This is a genomic window from Micromonospora sp. ZG13 (assembly GCF_059359355.1).
Map to the genome: position 1 here is coordinate 54,339 of NZ_JCADBQ010000004.1, position 18,072 is coordinate 72,410.

General features: G+C 74.9%; 11 protein-coding genes. 7 read left to right on the forward strand and 4 right to left on the reverse strand.

All coding sequences use genetic code 11. The features are described 5' to 3' along the window. The first annotated feature begins 119 nt into the window (after positions 1-119). From AC5L34_RS10755 to AC5L34_RS10775, 5 genes are all read left to right on the forward strand, one after another. A complete protein-coding gene (locus AC5L34_RS10755; protein WP_494824703.1) occupies positions 120-2,735 on the forward strand; it encodes a putative bifunctional diguanylate cyclase/phosphodiesterase in 2,616 nt (871 codons plus the stop codon). 239 nt (positions 2,736-2,974) lie between these two features. Next, complete coding sequence (gene gatC, locus AC5L34_RS10760; protein ID WP_089001642.1) at positions 2,975-3,280, forward strand: Asp-tRNA(Asn)/Glu-tRNA(Gln) amidotransferase subunit GatC; 306 nt, start codon at positions 2,975-2,977, stop codon at positions 3,278-3,280. 76 nt (positions 3,281-3,356) lie between these two features. Next, positions 3,357-4,832 carry an Asp-tRNA(Asn)/Glu-tRNA(Gln) amidotransferase subunit GatA gene (gene gatA, locus AC5L34_RS10765; RefSeq protein WP_441175427.1) on the forward strand — a complete coding sequence of 492 codons (1,476 nt, stop codon included), beginning with the start codon at positions 3,357-3,359 and terminating at the stop codon, positions 4,830-4,832. Positions 4,833-4,845: 13 nt separating this feature from the next. After that, a complete protein-coding gene (gene gatB, locus AC5L34_RS10770) occupies positions 4,846-6,339 on the forward strand; it encodes an Asp-tRNA(Asn)/Glu-tRNA(Gln) amidotransferase subunit GatB (protein WP_441175426.1) in 1,494 nt (497 codons plus the stop codon). A gap of 177 nt (positions 6,340-6,516) precedes the next feature. Then, positions 6,517-8,874 carry a thiamine pyrophosphate-binding protein gene (locus AC5L34_RS10775; protein WP_494824706.1) on the forward strand — a complete coding sequence of 786 codons (2,358 nt, stop codon included), beginning with the start codon at positions 6,517-6,519 and terminating at the stop codon, positions 8,872-8,874. Positions 8,875-9,335: 461 nt separating this feature from the next. Here AC5L34_RS10775 and AC5L34_RS10780 read toward each other — a convergent pair whose 3' ends face one another. From AC5L34_RS10780 to AC5L34_RS10790, 3 genes are all read right to left on the reverse strand, one after another. Then, positions 9,336-10,910, reverse strand: a complete 1,575-nt coding sequence (locus AC5L34_RS10780; RefSeq protein ID WP_441175424.1) for a metallophosphoesterase — start codon at positions 10,908-10,910, stop codon at positions 9,336-9,338. A gap of 57 nt (positions 10,911-10,967) precedes the next feature. Further along, complete coding sequence (locus tag AC5L34_RS10785) at positions 10,968-12,143, reverse strand: PQQ-dependent sugar dehydrogenase (protein WP_494824708.1); 1,176 nt, start codon at positions 12,141-12,143, stop codon at positions 10,968-10,970. 67 nt (positions 12,144-12,210) lie between these two features. Beyond that, positions 12,211-14,025: a SpoIIE family protein phosphatase gene (locus AC5L34_RS10790; RefSeq protein WP_441175422.1), complete on the reverse strand. Its 1,815-nt coding sequence runs from the start codon at positions 14,023-14,025 to the stop codon at positions 12,211-12,213. 186 nt (positions 14,026-14,211) lie between these two features. Between AC5L34_RS10790 and AC5L34_RS10795 the strand changes: the two genes are divergently transcribed. Continuing rightward, the gene (locus AC5L34_RS10795; protein ID WP_494824710.1) at positions 14,212-15,138 is read left to right on the forward strand and encodes a 2-hydroxyacid dehydrogenase; all 927 of its coding nucleotides are present in this window, start codon (positions 14,212-14,214) and stop codon (positions 15,136-15,138) included. 36 nt (positions 15,139-15,174) lie between these two features. On the opposite strand, the gene AC5L34_RS10800 is transcribed toward AC5L34_RS10795, so the two are convergent. After that, positions 15,175-15,552: a PH domain-containing protein gene (locus tag AC5L34_RS10800; RefSeq protein ID WP_101414506.1), complete on the reverse strand. Its 378-nt coding sequence runs from the start codon at positions 15,550-15,552 to the stop codon at positions 15,175-15,177. 203 nt (positions 15,553-15,755) lie between these two features. Here AC5L34_RS10800 and AC5L34_RS10805 point away from each other — a divergent pair, with 203 nt between their 5' ends. Further along, a complete protein-coding gene (locus tag AC5L34_RS10805; RefSeq protein ID WP_494824713.1) occupies positions 15,756-18,023 on the forward strand; it encodes a putative bifunctional diguanylate cyclase/phosphodiesterase in 2,268 nt (755 codons plus the stop codon). Positions 18,024-18,072 lie beyond the last annotated feature (49 nt).

Here is an 18,072-nt window from a genome sequence, read left to right on the forward strand (position 1 = left end):
ATTACGACTACGACCGATTCGCGACTGTCGTGCCGGGCATTGCGACACGGAGGGCGTTTCATTGGTGGCACGGCGTGCGACCGGGTCACGCCCCGTGGACCGAGCCCTCGGGAGGTGTGATGGAGGCCGCAGACTCGCGCAACTCCGTTCCGCCTGGCCGGGCGCGCCCGTTCTTCGCCTTCGTCTGGTCGGTCGTCGCGCTGGCCGCGGTGCTCTGCGTACGCCCGCTGCTCGACCTTCCGGCCGAGCTGCCGCGGCTGCCGGTGGCGTTCTGGGTGATGGCGGCCCTGGCCGTCGGCTGCGACGCGCGCCCGTTCGTGCCGCCCGGGCGCCGGCAGACCTCCGCGGTCTTCCCGTCCACCTGCTTCACCTTCGCCATCCTGCTCGGCTGGGGCTTCGGCCCGGCGCTGCTGGTGCAGGCCGTGGCCGTCGTCGTCTCGGGCTGGCGGATGGGCCACGCCCCGTGGCGCACGGCGTTCAACGCCGCCCAGTACGCGGCCGCCCTGGGCGCCGCGTACGTGGTCACGTCGCTGGGGCCCGGCAGCATCTTCGACGGCGGCCGGCTGCGCGGCACGGACGTGCTGGCGGTGGGCGGCGCGACGGCGGCCTGGTTCGCCGTCAACTACGCGCTGGTCAGCGCGGCCGTCCGGTTGCGGTTCGGCGACCGCTGGTGGCCCAGCCTGCGGCAGGGGCTGGGCTTCGAGCTGCTCTCCACCGGCTCGTTGCTGCTGCTCGCCCCGGTGCTGGTCGCGGCGGCGCGGGCCAGCGCCGCGCTGATCCCGCTGGTGCTGGTGCCGCTGTTCGCCGTCTACCGGATGGCCCGGCTCAGCGTCGAGCAGCAGCAACTCGCCTCCCTGGACCCGCTCACCGGCCTGCCCAACCGCAAGGCGCTGCTGGCCGAGGTCGGCGAGCAGGTGCACGTGCACGCCGAACGCGCGGCCCGCGGCGAGCCCGGCGCGCGGCTGGCGCTGCTCCTGATCGACCTCGACCGGTTCAAGAACGTCAACGACGCGCTCGGGCACGCGGTCGGCGACCGGCTGCTGGTCGAGGTGAGCGCCCGGCTGACCGGTGTGGTCGGTGAGGGCATGGTCGCCCGGCTGGGCGGAGACGAGTTCGCCATCGTGACGACCGGCCTGACCGACGCCGACGAGGCCCGTGAGCTGGCCGGCCGGGTGGTCCGGGCGCTGGCCGAACCCGTGTCGCTGGACGGGTTGCCGCTCGACGTGGGCGGCTCGATCGGCATCGCGCTCTTCCCCGAGCACGGCGAGGACTTCGCGACCCTGATGCGCCACGCCGACGTGGCGATGTACGACGCCAAGCACCGCAACGACACCGTGGCGGTCTACGCGGCCGAGTCCGACCACAACTCCGCCGAGCGGCTCGGCCTGCTCGCCGACCTGCGCCGGGTGCTGGAGGCGGGCCGTCCGGCGACCGCCCCGCCCGCCGGGCAGGTCGCGGCCGGACCGGCGGACGTCGGCGCCGACGGCGCCCCGGGCGACCAGGCGGTGGCCGTCGCGGCCGGGCCGACGCCGGGCGGCCGCCTGCCGGGTGACGGGCGGGCCGGCGCCACCCGGGGTGGCGACGGGGCCACGCTCTCCGCCGACGTCGCGGACCTCACCCCCGGAGCCGGTCGCTGGCGGCTGCGCCGCCGTCGGCAGCGGTCCGGGCCGCCGCCCGGGGACGAGCTGATCAACCGGATCGTCACCGCCGCCGACCCGATCCGCCGCCGGGCGGCGACCGCCGCGGTGGACGGCCCCGACCAAGGCGACGGTCCGGGCCGCCGCAACGGCGCCGGGCACCCCGGCGGGCAGGGCGCCGCCGTCGTACGCCGGCAGGGCCCGCCCGTCGACGACGGCGCGGGGGAGCCCGGCGGCGGCCGCACCCCGGCGGGCCGGCGGGGTCCCCGCCACGACGCGACCGGCCGGCGGGACCCCGACGCCGCTCCGGCCGCCGACGCCGGCGAGATCACGATGTACTACCAGCCGCAGGTCGCCATCGCGACCGGCGAGGTGGTCGGCGTGGAGGCGCTGCTGCGCTGGCGGCACCCCCGCCGGGGCATGGTGGACCCGGAGGAGCTGATTCGCGTCGCCGAGCAGAGCGCGGTGATGCGGCTGCTCACCCGCCGGGTGGTGGACGATGTGGTGGAACAGCTCGCCAAGTGGTCGGCCGCCGGGACGCACCTGCCGGCGGCGCTCAACGTCAGCGTGCGTGACCTGCACACCGGCGAGATCGCCGACCAGATCGCCGACCGGCTCGCCCGCTACGGGGTGCCGCCGCAGCGGCTGCAACTGGAGATCACCGAGGGCGCCCTGATGGCCGACCCACGTCGCGTGCTGGCCACCATCACCCGGCTGCACCGCATCGGCGTGGGCATCGCCCTGGACGACTTCGGCACCGGCTACTCCTCCCTCCAGCACCTGCGGCGGCTGCCGCTGTCCGAGGTGAAGGTGGACCGCTCCTTCGTGCTGGGGATGGCCGACGACGCCGACGACGCGGCGATCGTCAAGTCGACCATCGAGCTGGCGAAGGCGCTCGGGCTGCGGGTGGTCGCCGAGGGCGTCGAGGACGAGCGCACCTGGCGCATGCTCCACGCGGCGGGCTGCGACGCGGCGCAGGGCTGGTTCTACGCCCGGCCGATGCCGGCCGAGGAACTCGTCGGCTGGCTGGCCCGCTACCGGCCCGTTCGCCCTACGCCCAGCCCCGACACCGAGATTCCCCGCCGACACGCCCGCTGAGCCGCCCACCCGACGCACCCGGGACACCGGTGGCACGGCGCGTCGGTCGAGGCACCCGGGCCACCGCCCGCGCGGCGCGGCGGCGGACGAGGACCCCTGCCCGCCGCGCCGGAGGGGGAGTCGGGGACGCGCCGCCGGGGCGGAACAATAGACTCGCTCCGGTCACCGCGCGTCACGCACCTCGGCCGCGCGGCCGACACCCGGTCCGACCCGCAAGCACCGTCACGAAGGGGGCACCGATGGCCGCCATCTCCCGCGAGGAGGTCGCGCACCTGGCGCGACTGTCGCGGCTCGCCGTAACGGAGGAGGAGCTGGACACCTTCGCCGGCCAGCTCGACGTGATCCTCCAGGCGGTCGCGCAGGTCGGCGAGGTCGCCGCGGCGGACATCCCGCCGACGTCGCACTCGGTGCCGCTGACCAACGTCCTGCGCGAGGACGTCGTGGTGCCCGGGCTGACCCCGCAGGAGGCGCTGTCGGGCGCGCCCGACGCCGAGCAGCAGCGGTTCCGCGTACCGCGGATTCTGGACGAGGATGTGGCGTCATGAGCGAGCGCAGCGAGCGAATCATCAGGCTCGGCGGGTTCGTCGGTCAGGGCGCCGGTGAGCGAAGCGAGGCGGCGTCATGACCGATCTGACCAGACTGACCGCGACGGAGATCGCGGGGCTCGTCGCCAGCGGTGAGACCTCCGCCGTCGAGGTCACCCGGGCGCACCTGGACCGCATCGGCGCCGTCGAAGACCGGGTGAACGCGTTCCTGCACGTCGACTCCGAGGGCGCGCTCGCCGCCGCCGCCGACGTCGACGCCCGCCGCGCCGCCGGCGAGGAACTGGGCCCGCTGGCCGGCGTGCCGGTCGCCGTGAAGGACGTGCTGACCACCAAGGGCGTGCCGACCACTGTCGGGTCGAAGATCCTGGAGGGCTGGCGCCCGCCGTACGACTCGACGATCGTGCAGCGCCTGCGCGCCGCCGGCACGGTGATGCTCGGCAAGACCAACATGGACGAGTTCGCGATGGGCTCCTCCACGGAGTACTCGGCGTACGGGCCGACGCACAACCCGTGGGACCTCAGCCGCATCCCGGGCGGCTCGGGCGGCGGCAGCGCGGCGGCGCTGGCCGCGTACGAGGCGCCGCTGGCGATCGGCTCCGACACCGGCGGCTCGATCCGCCAGCCCGGCGCCGTCACCGGCACCGTCGGCGCGAAGCCCACCTACGGCGGCACCTCCCGCTACGGCCTGGTGGCGTTCTCCTCCTCCCTGGACACTCCCGGCCCGTGCGCCCGCAACGTGCTGGACGCGGCGCTGCTGCACGAGGTGATCGGCGGGCACGACCCGCGCGACTCCACCTCGATCCCGCAGCCCGTGCCGGACGTGGTGGCCGCCGCCAGGCTCGGCGCGACCGGCGACCTGACCGGCGTGAAGCTCGGCATCGTCAGCGAGTTCGTCGGCGAGGGCGCCGAGCCGGGCGTGATGGCGGCGTTCCGCGAGTCGGTCGACGCGCTGACCAAGCTGGGCGCCGAGATCGTCGAGGTGTCCTGCCCCCACTTCCGGTACGCGCTGCCGGCGTACTACCTGATCGCCCCGAGCGAGGCCTCCTCCAACCTGGCCCGGTTCGACGGCGTCCGGTTCGGCCTGCGGGTCGGCGACGACGGCAACCGGTCGCTGGAGGAGGTCATGTCGCTGACCCGGGAGGCCGGCTTCGGCGCCGAGGTCAAGCGCCGCATCATGATCGGCACCTACGCGCTCTCGTCGGGCTACTACGACGCCTACTACGGGCAGGCGCAGAAGGTCCGTACGCTGATCACGCGGGACTTCACCGCCGCGTTCGAGCAGGTCGACGCGCTGATCTCGCCGACCACCCCGTTCGTGGCGTTCCCGCTCGGCGCGCGCACCGCCGACCCCTACCAGATGTACCTGGCCGACCTGTTCACCATCCCGACGAACCTGTACGGCGGGCCGGGCATCTCGGTGCCATGCGGGCTCTCCGACGGGCTGCCGGTCGGCTTCCAGATCATGGCCCCGACGATGGCCGACGACCGCATGTACCGGGTCGCCGCCGCGCTGGAGAGCGCCGTCGGCACGTTCACCCCACCGGCACTGTGAGGCAGGAGCTCAGATGACGACGACACTGCCCGCGTACGACGAGGTCGTGGCGCGCTACGAACCGGTGATTGGCCTGGAGACCCACGTCGAGCTGGGCACGAACACCAAGATGTTCTGCGGCTGCCCGACGGACTTCGGTGGCGAGCCGAACACCCGGGTGTGCCCGGTCTGCCTGGGCCTGCCCGGCTCGCTGCCGGTCGCCAACAAGGCCGCCATCGAGGCGACCATCCGGATCGGCCTGGCGCTCAACTGCTCGATCGCCGAGTGGTGCCGGTTCGCGCGGAAGAACTACTTCTACCCGGACATGCCGAAGGACTTCCAGATCAGCCAGTACGACGAGCCGCTGTGCTTCGAGGGCTACCTGGACGTCGAGGTCGACGGCGAGCTGGTGCGCATCGGCATCGAGCGGGTGCACCTGGAAGAGGACACCGGCAAGACGCTGCACGTCGGCGGCGCCACCGGGCGCATCCACGGCGCCACCGAGTCGCTGGTCGACTACAACCGGGCCGGCATCCCGCTGGTGGAGATCGTCACCAAGCCGGTCCCCGGCACCGGCACGCTCGCCCCCGAGGTGGCCCGCGCGTACGTCACCGAGCTGCGCGACGTGATCCGGTCGCTGGGCGTCTCCGACGTGCGGATGGAGGAGGGCTCGCTGCGCTGCGACGTCAACACCTCCCTCAACCTGCCCGGCGAGGAGTGGGGCACCCGCACCGAGACCAAGAACGTCAACTCGCTGCGCTCGGTCGAGCGGGCCGTCCGGTCGGAGATCATCCGGCAGGCGTCCGTGCTTGACGCGGGCGGCCGGATCACCCAGGAGACCCGGCACTTCCACGAGGACACCGGCGACACCACGCCGGGCCGGTCCAAGGAGACCGCGACCGACTACCGGTACTTCCCGGAGCCCGACCTGGTGCCGCTGGCGCCGGACGCCGCCTGGGTCGCCGAGCTGAAGGCCGCGCTGCCGGAGCTGCCCCGGCTGCACCGGCGCCGGCTCCAGGAGCAGTGGGGCCTGTCGGACCTGGACATGCAGTCGGTGCTGAACGCCGGCGCGGTCGAGCTGATCGAGCAGACCGTGGCCGCCGGCGCCTCCCCGGCGGCGGCCCGCAAGTGGTGGCTGGGCGAGCTGTCCCGGCGCGCCAACGAGACCGGCGTGGAGCTGGCCGACATCGGGGCCACCCCGTCGCAGGTCGCCGAACTCCAGGGCCTGGTCGACGCCGGCAAGCTCAACGACAAGCTGGCCCGTACCGTCCTGGAGGGCGTGGTGGCTGGCGAGGGCTCGCCGACCGAGATCATGACCAACCGGGGCCTGGAGGTCGTCTCCGACACGGGCGCGCTCACCGCCGCCGTCGACGAGGCGATCGCCGCCAACCCCGACATCGCCGACAAGATCCGCAGCGGCAAGGTCGCCGCGGCCGGCGCCCTGGTCGGGGCGGTCATGAAGACCACCCGTGGCCAGGCCGACGCCAAGACGGTCCGGGAGCTGATCCTGGAGCGCCTCGGCGCCTGAACCGGCAGGGGAGGGGACCTTCCGACGCCCTCCGTACGGGAGGGCCCCTTCCACCGCATCGAGCCGCCGCGTGCGCCCGTCGCACGCGGCGGCTGCGCACCCGTAGAGGCCCACCCTCGCGACCCGCCCGCCCCCGACCGGCCGTCAACGGTGACTGCCGGACCCCTGGAGTCGACCGTGAACCGTACCGACCTCGACGTCCTCGAAGAGATCCAGCAGCGGGTGCTCTGGCTCGCGACCCGGATCGTGGACGCGGCCAACCACGACCGGGACACCGGCGACGGGGTGAAGGTGGGCGGGCACCAGGCGTCCAGCGCCTCGCTGGTCACCGCCATGACGGCACTGTGGTTCGCGCACCTCGACGCCGAGGACCGGGTGGCGGTCAAGCCGCACGCCTCGCCGGTCTTCCACGCCATCCAGTACCTGCTGGGCAACCTCGACCGCTCCTACCTGACGAAGCTGCGCGCCCGGGGCGGGCTCCAGTCGTACCCGTCGCGGACGAAGGACCCCGACGAGGTCGACTTCTCCACCGGCTCCGTCGGGCTCGGCGCGGCGGCGCCGCTCTTCGCGGCGGCGACCCGCCGCTACGTCGACGCGCACTTCGGCGCCCGCCCACACTCCCGGTTCGTCGCCCTGATCGGGGACGCTGAGCTGGACGAGGGGAACATCTGGGAGGCCGTCGCCGACCCGGCCACGACCGGGCTGGGCAACGTGACGTGGCTGGTCGACTTCAACCGTCAGTCGCTGGACCGGGTGGTGCCCGGGGTGCGGATCAACCAGTGGCGGGGTCAGTTCGAGGCCGCCGGCTGGCACGTGGTCGAGGTCAAGTACGGCCGCCGGCTCGCCGAGGCGTACGCGCGGCCGGGCGGCGGGGCACTGCGCGACTGGATCGACGCGATGCCCAACGAGCAGTACCAGTCGCTGTTCGGGCTGACCGGCGCGGCGCTGCGCAAGCAGTTCCTCGACGGTGCGCCCGACGGGATCGAGGCGTTCATCGCCGACGTCGGCGACGACGAGTTGGGGCCGCTCGTGACCGACCTGGGCGGGCACGACATGGCGGCGATGCTCGACGCGTACGCCCAGTGCGACGCGGTCACGGACCGGCCCAGCGTGATCTTCGCGTACACCGTGAAGGGGTGGGGGTTGCCGATCGCCGGCAATCCGCGCAACCACTCGGCGCTGCTGAGCAGCGAGCAGGTCGACGCGCTGCGGGCCGCGCGGGGGCTGACGCGCGAGACCGAGTGGGACCGGCTGGACCCGGCGTCTCCGGCCGGCATCCGGGCCAACGAGCGCCGGGAGGCGCTGTCCCGCGCGCCCCGCGAGCGAGCGCTGGGCGTCACGGTCCCCGACACGACACGGGTACGCGCGAACAAGCCGATCTCGACGCAGGAGGTCTTCGGGCGGGTGCTGGTCGAGCTGGCCCGCAACCCCGAGGTGGGCCGCTACCTGGTGACCACCGCGCCGGACGTGGCGACCTCCACCAACCTGGCCGGGTTCATCAACAAGACCGGCGTCTTCGCCCCGACGGAGCAGCGCTCCTGGACCGAGGACCGGATGCTGCGCTGGACGGAGAGCCCCGCCGGGCAGCACATCGAGCTGGGCATCTCGGAGATGAACCTGTTCCTGCTGCTGGGGCAGCTCGGCCTGTCGTGGGACCTGTCGGCGCAACCGCTGCTGCCGGTCGGCACGGTCTACGACCCGTTCGTGCTGCGCGGGCTGGACGCGTTCCTCTATGGCACGTACTCCGGCTCCCGGTTCGTGGTCGCCGGCACCCCGTCGGGCATCACGCTCGCCCCGGAGGGCGGCGCCCACCAGTCCACCATCACCGCCTCGGTGGGGCTGGAGCTGCCCGGGGTGACGTTCCTCGAACCCGCGTACGCGGCCACGCTGGACTGGCTGCTCTGCGACGCGCTGGGCCAGATCGCCGGCGGGGCGGCCCCGTCGGCGACGGCCGCCCCCGCCGAGGACGGCGCGTACTACTTCCGGCTCAGCACCCGCCCGATCGACCAGGCGCCCTTCGAGGCGGCACGGGCCCGCCTCGGCGACGCGGTGCTGCGCCGGCAGGCGGTCGCCGGGGCGTACCGCCTGGTCGACGCCCACGAGGCGTACCCGCATTTGGCCGACGCCCCGGTGGTGCAGCTGGCCGCCTCCGGCGCGGTGCTGCCCGAGGTGCTCGCGGCGGCGGCGGAACTGGCCGAGGAGGGCATCGCCGCGCACGTCGTCGACGTCACCTCGCTGGACCGGCTCTACCGGGCCTGGCAGCGCACCCTCCGCCAGGGCGTACGCACGGCCACGGTGCCGAGCGTGCCGGGCGCGCTCCGTTCGGCGTTCGCCGACCGGGTGCCGGTGGTGACGGTGCACGACGCCGCCTCGCACGCCATGGCCTGGCTCGGCTCGGCGCTCGCCGCCCCGGCGGTGCCGCTGGGCGTGGACGAGTTCGGCCAGTCCGGCAGCGTCCACGAGCTGTACGACCTGCACGACCTGCTGCCCGGCAGCATCGTCAACGCCGCCCTCGCGGCCCTGTCCCTGCGCTGACGCTGACACTTCGGCATGTGTCGTGTCGAGTCAGTGCGGGGCTTGCGGCGCGGCGCGTACCGGCGTTCGGCGAGCCCTCGTCGTCACTCAGAGTGACGACTGTTTGACGTTACGGAGAGTGGTGGGCGGTGTGGGGTGCGCCGCCAACCGTTCCCGCCCTTTGCTCTGCAGCCACCGGCGCACCACTCTCCTGAACAGGAAAAATGTCAACTCGACCGACCGGCGGCTGGCCGCAGATCGCTACCTGGAGTTACTGGTGCGTCCGTGGCTGCAGAGCAAAGCGTCTGAGGGCCTGGGTTGCCGTGGACGCTGGTGGCCACGCAGCGTAACGCCGGTGAACGGAGTTTGCGCTGCGGCAACTGGTCGGGACGAACCCGGAGCGGACGGTCAGCCACCGGGACGCCGACAGGCTGGCTACTGGCGCGGCCCGCTCGGCACCCAGCGATCAGCGCGGATCAGGGTCAGCGGGTCGGGGTGGGGGTGACCGGCGCGGGCACGCCGGCCTGCGGGTCCTCCACGACGTGCCGCTCCAGGTTCACCTGCGCCTGCCCCGTGCCGCCGACGGTGATGTCGTCGTACGCCTGGAGCAGCTTGTCCTTGTCGAAGTAGAGCACGGTCATCGTCAGCGGGGTGGGCTTCTCGCCCTCCAGGCCGCGCAGGCCGGCACCGCCCGTGGAGCCCTGCACCATCAGCTGAGTGGGGCCCTTCCCGGGCACCTCCGGCAGCTTCGAGACCTGCCGGGCGTGGGTGTGCCCGGCGAGGACCAACGGGCAGGTGCCCGAGAGCGGGCCGGCGGAGGCCGGGTCGTGCACCAGCGCGATGTTCACGGGGCGCGGCGAGCTGGCAACCGTGGCCGCGAGCTGGTCGCCGACGCCGATGAGCTGGTCCGCGGTCTGCTGGGTGAGGCCGCTGCCGGCCGGCGACGTGTTCTTGTCGGGGGTGAAGCGCGGGTCGCCGATGCCGGCGATGGTCAGCCCCGCGACCGTCGTGGTCGTGTTGCTCAGCACGATCGCGTTCGGCTGGCGGGCCACGGCCGCCGCGGTCCGACCCGAGTCGTGGTTGCCCCGGATGTAGACGTACGGCTTCTTGAGCAGGCCGATCGAGCCGACGTAGGAGGCCTCCGGCTCGGAGCCCCAGTCGGTGATGTCCCCGGTGTCGATCACCACGTCGATGCCGAACTGCTCGACGACGGTGCGGATGAGCTGCCAGCCGGTCGGGTTGAGGTGCATGTCCGAGACGTGCAGTACGCGGGTCGTGCCGGGGGCGGGCTCGTAGACCGGCAGCGACGACACCGTGGTGTAGAGCTGGCTGACGTTGCCGACGATGCGCTGGAGCTGCTCGGCGTAGCGGGTGTAGTCGTTCGCGATCCGCCGGGCGTCACCGACGATCGCGGGCGCGTTGACCAGCAGCCCCTCGTAGCGCGGCTCCTCGATGGCCTCCGGCCGGATGGTGGTGGCGGCGGCGGCGAGGCTGCCGGCGGTGACCACCAGCGCCAGAGCGCCTGCCCAGGCCGCCCGGCGGGTGTCGCGGAAGACCAGCAGGGCCAGCAGCAGGGTGACCAGCACCGCCGAGGCGAGCGTCCGCAGCCCGAGCCGCAGCACACCCTCGCGGACGTCGTCGACGGCCGACTGGCTCGCCCGGTTGATGCTCGCCGGATCGTCGAGCAGCGCCTCGGTGCGGCTCTGGTCCAGCGCGCCCAGCTCCACGGTCAGGTGGGTCGGCCCGTCGTGGCTGTCGAGCAGCAGCGCACCCAGCGGCGGGATGTCGACGGTGGTGCCGCCGCCGACAGCCGGCGCGACCGAGAGGTCGGCCTGGAACGGGCCGATGTCGGTGCTCACCCGGCCGCCGGCGAGCACGCCGATCACCACGCCGACCAGGGCGACGGCGAGGACCGCCAGGATCACCCCGGTCCTGCGCAGCGCTCGCCGGCCGGTCCTTCCGGCGCCGTCGCGCCGGGGTGCCGGGCGCGGGGCGCGACCGGTCGCCGGGACGTCCTCGTCCCGGTTCGCGTGCTCTTCGTTCTCCTGGCCGTCCATGGTGAGATTCTGACCTGCCCACTGAAGGATCTTGGGAAACCCGGACGAGCCGGTGCGTCAGCTCCGGCCGGCCCCGCCACCGGCGAAGACCAACCGCAGCAGCCGGTCGTCCTCGGGCGCCGGCTGGCCCCGCCCGTCGTGGTTGGAGGTGCTCACCCAGATCGAGCCGTCCGGCGCGGCGGCCACCGCCCGCAGCCGCCCGAACCGGTCGGTCAGCAGCTCGCGCGGCTGGCCGAGCACGGTGCCGGTGTCGGTCAGCTCGACCAGCCAGAGGCGCTTGCCGCGCAGGCACGCGGTGACGAGCAGCCGGTCGGCGGCGGTCAGCCCGGAGCAGGACGCGTCGGACGTCGGCCACTGGGCGATCGGGTTGACGAAGCGCTTGTCGTCGTCACGCCCTTCGACCGTCGGCCACCCGTAGTTGCGCCCCTTGGTGATCTGGTTGATCTCGTCCCAGGTGTTCTGGCCGAACTCCACGGCGTACATCCGCTTGCCGGCGTCCCAGGCGATGCCCTGGACGTTGCGGTGGCCCAGGGACCACACCGGGGAGTTCGGGAACGGGTTGCCGGGCGCCGGCTTGCCGTCCCTGGTGATCCGCAGGATCTTGCCGCCGAGGCGCTTGACGTCCTGCGCCTGCGGCCGGTCGCCGGCGTCGCCGGTGCTCGCGTAGAGCAGGCCGTCCGGGCCGAAGGCGAGGCCGCCGCCGTTGTGGATGCCGGCCTTGGGGATGCCGGTGAGGATCGGGGTGGGCGTGCCGCCCAACTCCAGCCGGACGATCCGGTTGTCCCGTTCGGTCGTGTAGTAGACGAAGATCGCATTGTCCCGCTGGTAGTCGGGCGAGACGGCGATGCCCATCAGCCCGCCCTCACCCGAGGCTGCCACGTCGGAGATGGTCTGCACCGGGGTGACCTTCAGCCCGTCGGGCCCCGACTCGGGGCCGACCCGCAGGATCCGGCCGCTGTCCCGCTCGGTGACCAGCGCCGCGCCGTCGGGCAGGAAGGCGATCGCCCACGGCACCCGCAGGCCCTTGGCCAGCACCGTGGTGACCACCTCCTGGCCGGTGCCGCCAGCGCTCGCCGTCGCCGACGGCGTCGGAAAGGTGGGCGGCTCGCCGGCCGGGTCGGGCTCCGGCTCGCCGAAGCTGCAACCGGCGGTCGCCAGCAGCAGCGCCGCGCACGAGGCCGCCAGGGCCGTCCGCAGACGGCGGGTGCGAGGGTACGGGGGACGGGCGCTCACCCGGCCCAGGGTAGCCGGCCACGGCGACGGACCGGGGCCGTCGGATCGGACCGGTTCCGTGGTGCGGTCAGATCGCCCGGACGGCGAGCAGCGCGACGTCGTCCTCCCGCCGGGGGGCGGTGGTCAGCAGCAGGTCGCAGAGATCGCCCAGCGGCAGCCGGTCGGTGCCGGCCAGCCGGGCGAGCAGCTCCGTCATCCCCTCGTCGATGGGCCGGTCCCGCCGTTCGATGAGCCCGTCGGTGTAGAGCAGCAGGGTGTCGCCGGTGGCCAGGTGGGTGTGCCGGGTGGTGCGCCGTACCGGCCGGTTCAGCCCGAGCAGGGGCTCCGGCGCCCCCGCGAGCAGCTCCACCGCGCCCCCGACCCGGACCGCGAGCGGCGGGGGGTGCCCCGCGTTGCACCAGGTGACCCGCTGGCCGCCGGCGTCGTCGGCGTGCAGCCGCACCAGGGCCGCCGTGGCCGCCGTCCGCAGGTGCAGCCCGCGGATCGTCTCGTCCAGGCGGCTCATCAGCTCGTCGACCGCGTCGGGCCGGCCGTACGCGTTGCCCCGGACCAGGTTGCGCAGCTGCCCCATGGTCGCGGCGGCCTCGATGTCGTGCCCGGCCACGTCGCCGATCGCCGCGATCAGTTCCCCGCCCGGCTGGCGGAAGGCGTCGTACCAGTCGCCGCCGACCTCGACCCGGTCCGCCGCCGGCTGGTAGCGGGCCGCCAGTTCGAGGTCCCGGGTGACCGGCAGTTCCGGCAGCATGCTGTGTTGCAGCACGTGCGCGACGTGCCGCTGTTCGCCGTACATCCGGCTGTTGCCGATCGCCTGACCGGCCCGGCGGCCGATGTCCTCGGCGATGAGCAGGTCGCTGTCGTCGAAGTCGCGCCGCTGCGGGCCGTTGATCAGGGTGACGCAGCCGAGCACCCGCCCGGCGTCGATGATCGGCACGCTGAGGTGCGAGGAGAAACCGAGGCGGGCGGCGAGTTCCGGCATCTCCGGCCCGACCGTGCCCCGGCGCACGTCGTCGAGGGTCGCCGCGGCGGCCAGTACGGGCCGGCCGGTGCGCAGCACCGCCCGGGTGATCGAGTGGGCGCTCAGCCCGGTGCGCATCAGCTCGGCGAAGCGGGCGACGTCCGGGGCCCGGGCCGGGTCGCGGTGGGCGGCGGTCACGTCGCGGGGCGCCCCGTCGGGCCCGACCAGGGTCACCAGGGACCAGTCGGCCAGCAGCGGCACCATCGTGTCGCGCAGGTGGCGCAGCGCGGTGGCCACGTCGAGCGTTCCGGCCAGCGTGCCGGCCAGCCCGGCCAGCAGCTCCAGCCGGCCGTTGGCCTCCTCGGCGCGCCGCCGCGCCTGCTCGGCACCGTCGAGGGCGATCCGCAACCGCAGCTCGGAGGAGCAGGCGGCGGCCAGGTCGGCGAGCGTCCGCAACTGCTCGGCGGTCCAGTCGCGGGGCTTGTCGTCGATCGCGCAGAGCGAGCCGAGGACGCGACCCTCCAGGTCCGTCAGCGGCATTCCGGCGTACGCGACGACGCCCAGCTCGGGCACGGCGAGGTTGTCCCGCAGGGCGGGGTGCAGCCGGGCGTCGGGCAGCACCATCGGGGTCCCGAGGTCGACGACGTGCTGGCAGAACGAGTGGCTCAGGGGCGTCTGCCGCCGCGCGGCCCACGGCCGGACCAGGCCCACCTCGCCGGGAAAGAACTGGCGCTCGGCGTCGACCAGGGACACCAGGGCGACCGGCACGTCGAGCAGGTCCCCGACCAGCCGGGCGAACCGGTCGAACGCCTCGTCGGGTGCGGCCGTCAGCCGGGTCTCCGCGAGGGAGCGCAGCCGATCGGGGTCGCGGAGCGCCGAGATCGGATCGGCCCGCTCGGGGCCGTCGTCGCGCGAGCCGTCGGTCATTGACCACCTGTCCGTGCCGGATGGAGGCCGACCGGCACTCCGGTCCTCCCTTATACCCCCTGCGGACCGCAATCGCCTCGGCCGTCGCAGCGTCGCCCTGATCACTGCGCCGGCGGTCCACCCGTCCGGGTGCCGCAGCCGCCCCGCCCGACGGGCGGAGGCACCGGGAGCCTATCGTCGGCGGGCGTGAAGGTATGGATTCCGCACCAGGACGGTCAGGCGCTCCTCGGCGAGCTGCCGCAGGAGGTCACGGTCGAGGTGGCCGAGGACGTCTCCCGGCTTCCCTCGGAGACGGCCGGTGTCCGGTTCTGGGTGCCGCCCTTCCTGTCCGGCGGGGACGCCGCCGCGCTGCTGCGCGAGCTGCCCGACCTGGCGGTGGTGCAGTTGCTCTCCGCCGGGGCGGACGCGTGGGCCGGCCGGGTCCCGTCCGGGGTGACGCTCTGCGACGCCAGGGGGGTGCACGATCCGTCCACCGCAGAGTGGGTGGTCGCGGCGATCCTGTCCCAGCTGCGCGCCTTCCCCGCCCTGGCCCGCGCGCAGGCCCGGCGCGAGTGGGCGTACGACGAGGTGGCCCCCACCGATCAGCTGGCCGGCAAGCGGGTGCTGATCGTCGGGGCGGGCTCCATCGGCACGGCGGTACGCGACCGGCTGGCGCCGTTCGAGGTGAGCTTCACGCTGGTGGCCCGGACCGCCCGCCCGGAGCAGGGCGTGCACGGCGTCGAGGAGCTGCCGGGGCTGCTTCCCGAGGCCGACGTGGTGGTGCTGCTGGTGCCGCTGACCGAGCAGACCCGGGGGCTGGTCGACGAGAGCTTCCTCGCCGCGATGCGGGACGGCGCGCTGCTGGTCAACGCCGCCCGTGGGCCGGTGGCCCGGACCGAGGCGCTGGCCGCCGAGCTGCGTACCGGCCGGATCTCGGCCGCGCTGGACGTCACCGATCCGGAGCCGTTGCCGGCCGACCACGAGCTGTGGACGATGCCGAACGTGCTGCTCACCCCGCACGTCGCCGGCTCGGTACGCGGCCTGCTGCCGCGCGCTTACCGGCTGGTCGCCGAGCAGGTCCGCCGGTTCGCGGCCGGTGAGCCGCTGATCAACACGGTGGTGGACGGCTACTGAGCGGCCCGGCGGTGCTCAGTAGCGGCCCGGCGGTGCTCAGCCGGCCGCGCCGGGCAGGCTCTGACCGGTGGCCGAGACGAGCCGGGGCAGGTCGGCGGCGCGTACGGCCGGCAGGGTGACCTGCTGACCGTCGTCGAGCCGGGCGACCGCCCGACCGCGCGGGTCGGCGGCCAGCTCGACGATCCGCTCCCAGCCGATCCGGCGCTGCCCGACCAGGGCGCGCAGGCGCAGCTCGCGGGCGTCCGCGTCGGTGCCGGCCCGCCACGCCCAGACCGCGACGGCGAGCGGGACGAGCAGCACCGGCAGCAGGTACCACCGGGCGCCGGCCACCGGCAGGGCGCCGAAGAAGGCGACGATCGCGGCGGCCAGGATCGCCTGGTTGTGCCGGAAGTGGACGGTGTCTGGGCTGGTCACCCTCCGATGATCCCACCCCTGTCGGCGCCGGTACGCGGCGGGCCGAGCCGGCCGGACCGGCGGCGTCGGTGACGGAGGTCACTGGCTGGTGGGCGTCACCGCCTTCGCGGCCGGTCGTTGCCGACTGATGGGCAGCGGACTCACCCCGGGTCCGACGCCCTGCACCGTCGCACCGCCCGTGCCCCCTCACGAAGGCGACCGCCGTGCCCCTCGCGTACCCGCAACACGCGTCCGTCCCTCGTCCCTCCCGGCCGGACGTCCTCGTCCTCGCCGCCGTCACGCTGCTCCTGCTCGCCGGCGCTCTCGGCCGGATGCCCGCCCTGGCCGTGGTGGCGCTGGCCGCCGCCGCCAGCTGCGCCCTGGCGGGTACGCGGCTGTCCCGCCTCGCCGCCGCGCCCCCGCTCCCCGCCCCCGCGCAGGTTCCGGCCCGGTCCCGCGCCGCCCGCCGGCGCCCGGCCGCCTCCCGCCGCGTCGCCGTGCTGCTCGACGCCGCGGTGGTGACGGCGGGGCTCACCGCCGCCGTGCTGCCGCTCGCCGGGCCGGGCCACCGGTCCGCCGTCGCCGTGGCGGGGCTGGCCGCCGCCGCCGCGCTGTTCGTCGCGGGGTTGCCCGCGGTGCCGCGCTCCTCCGACCCGTCCGCCCGGGCCCGCCTGCGCCGGGCCGTCGACGCGAGCGCCGCCGGCCTGGGGCTGGTCCTGGCCGGCTGGCTGCTGCTGCCCCGCGGCCCCCTCGATCCGCCGGTCCGGCTCGCCGTGGCCGTGGCCCTGGGCGGGCTCGCGCTCGCCGTACTCGTCGTGCTGACCGGGCCGCACCGGCGCACGGGTGCGGCCCGCTGCCGGGCCGGGGCGGCGCTCACCCTGTCCGGGCTGGTGCTGCTGGCCGCGCTTCCGGCCGGGGCGGCACCGGAGCGGGCGGCGCTGCTGTCCGTACCTCCGCTGGTGGGCGGGGTGCTGTTGACGGCGGCCGGGGCGCGGCGGGCGACCCGCGCGGAGCCGGCCCCGCCCGAGGTGCCGACCACGGCGTGGCCCCGGGCGGTGGTCCCGGCCGTCGCGGCCGTGGCGGCCATCGGCTGGCAGTTGCGCGACGGCGGCCCGCCGGACCTGACGGCGATCCTGCTCGCCCTGGCCCTGGCCCCGCCGCTGGTGCTGCGCGACCTGCTGCGGGCGGACGAGCCGCCGCCGGCCCGTGCCGACGCCGCGCCGGAGCGGTCCGGATCGACCGACCGGAGCCGGCCCGGCACGCCTCTGGACCGCCCGGCGCTGCTGCGGGCCCTCGCCGCCCTCCGGGACGCGCCGACCCCCGGCGCGCTGCTCGTCGTCGACCTGCACAACGCCGGACCCGCCTCCGACGGGCACCAGGTCGGCGAGGCCGTGCTGGCCGAGGCCCTGCGCCGCGCCCGCGCCGTCGTCGGCCCCCGGGACCTGCTCGCGGACGTCACCGCCACCGGCTTCACCGTGGTCACCGAGGCCGGCCCGGTGCTGGCGTACGCGCTGGGCACCCGGCTGCTCGGCGCGCTCACCCAGCCCTACGAGGTGGCCGGTGCGGTGCTGCGGCTGCGGGCCGGTGTCGGGCTGGCCGAGATCGGCAACGGCGGCCCGGAGGACGTGCTGCGCCAGGCGGACCTGGCCCGGCGCCGGGCCGTGCAGCTCGGCCGGGACCGGGTCGAGTGGTACGACGCCTACCTGGAGGAGCAGCTCGTCCGCCGGCTCGACCTGGAACGGGAGCTGCCCGGTGCGGTGGCCCGGGGCGAGCTGGACCTCGTCTACCAGCCGGTGCTCGACCTGGCCGACGGGCAGCCGGTCGGCGCGGAGGCGCTGCTGCGGTGGCGCAGCCCGGTGCTCGGCACGGTGCTGCCCGCCGAGTTCCTGCCCGTGGCCGAGGACCTCGACATCGTGGGGGAGCTGGGCTGCTGGGTGCTGGACCGGGCGTGCCGGCAGCTCGCCGCCTGGTCGGCCGGGAGCCGGCAGCTCTGGATGGCGGTGAACGTGACCGTCCGGGAACTGACCGCCCCCGACTTCGTGCCGCGCACCGCCGCCGTGCTGGACGCGTACGGGCTGACGCCGGAGCGGCTGGTGGTCGAGGTGGCGGAGCCCCGGGTGGGCGCCGAACTGCCGACGGTGGTGGCCCGGCTGGCCGGGCTGCGCTCGCTGGGCGTGCGCACCGCGCTGGACGACTTCCGGGCCGAGCACGCCTCGCTGGCCCAGCTCCGCCGGTTGCCGATCGACCTGCTCAAGGTCGGCCCGCAGCTGGTGGACCCGGCGGACCCGCAGCGCCCGCTCATCGACGTGGTGGTGAACGTGGGGGACCGGCTGGGGCTCGACATCGTCGCCGAGGAACTCGAGTCGGCCGGCCTGATCGACGGCGCGCGGCGGGCCGGCTGCCGGTACGGGCAGGGCTTCGCGTTGGCCCGCCCGGCCACCGCGGAGCGGGTCGAGGCGTACTTCGAGGAGTTCCCGACGGCCTCGCGCTGACGGGAGACCCGCCCGGGCCGCCCCGCCTGGTTGACTCTGACACCGTGTC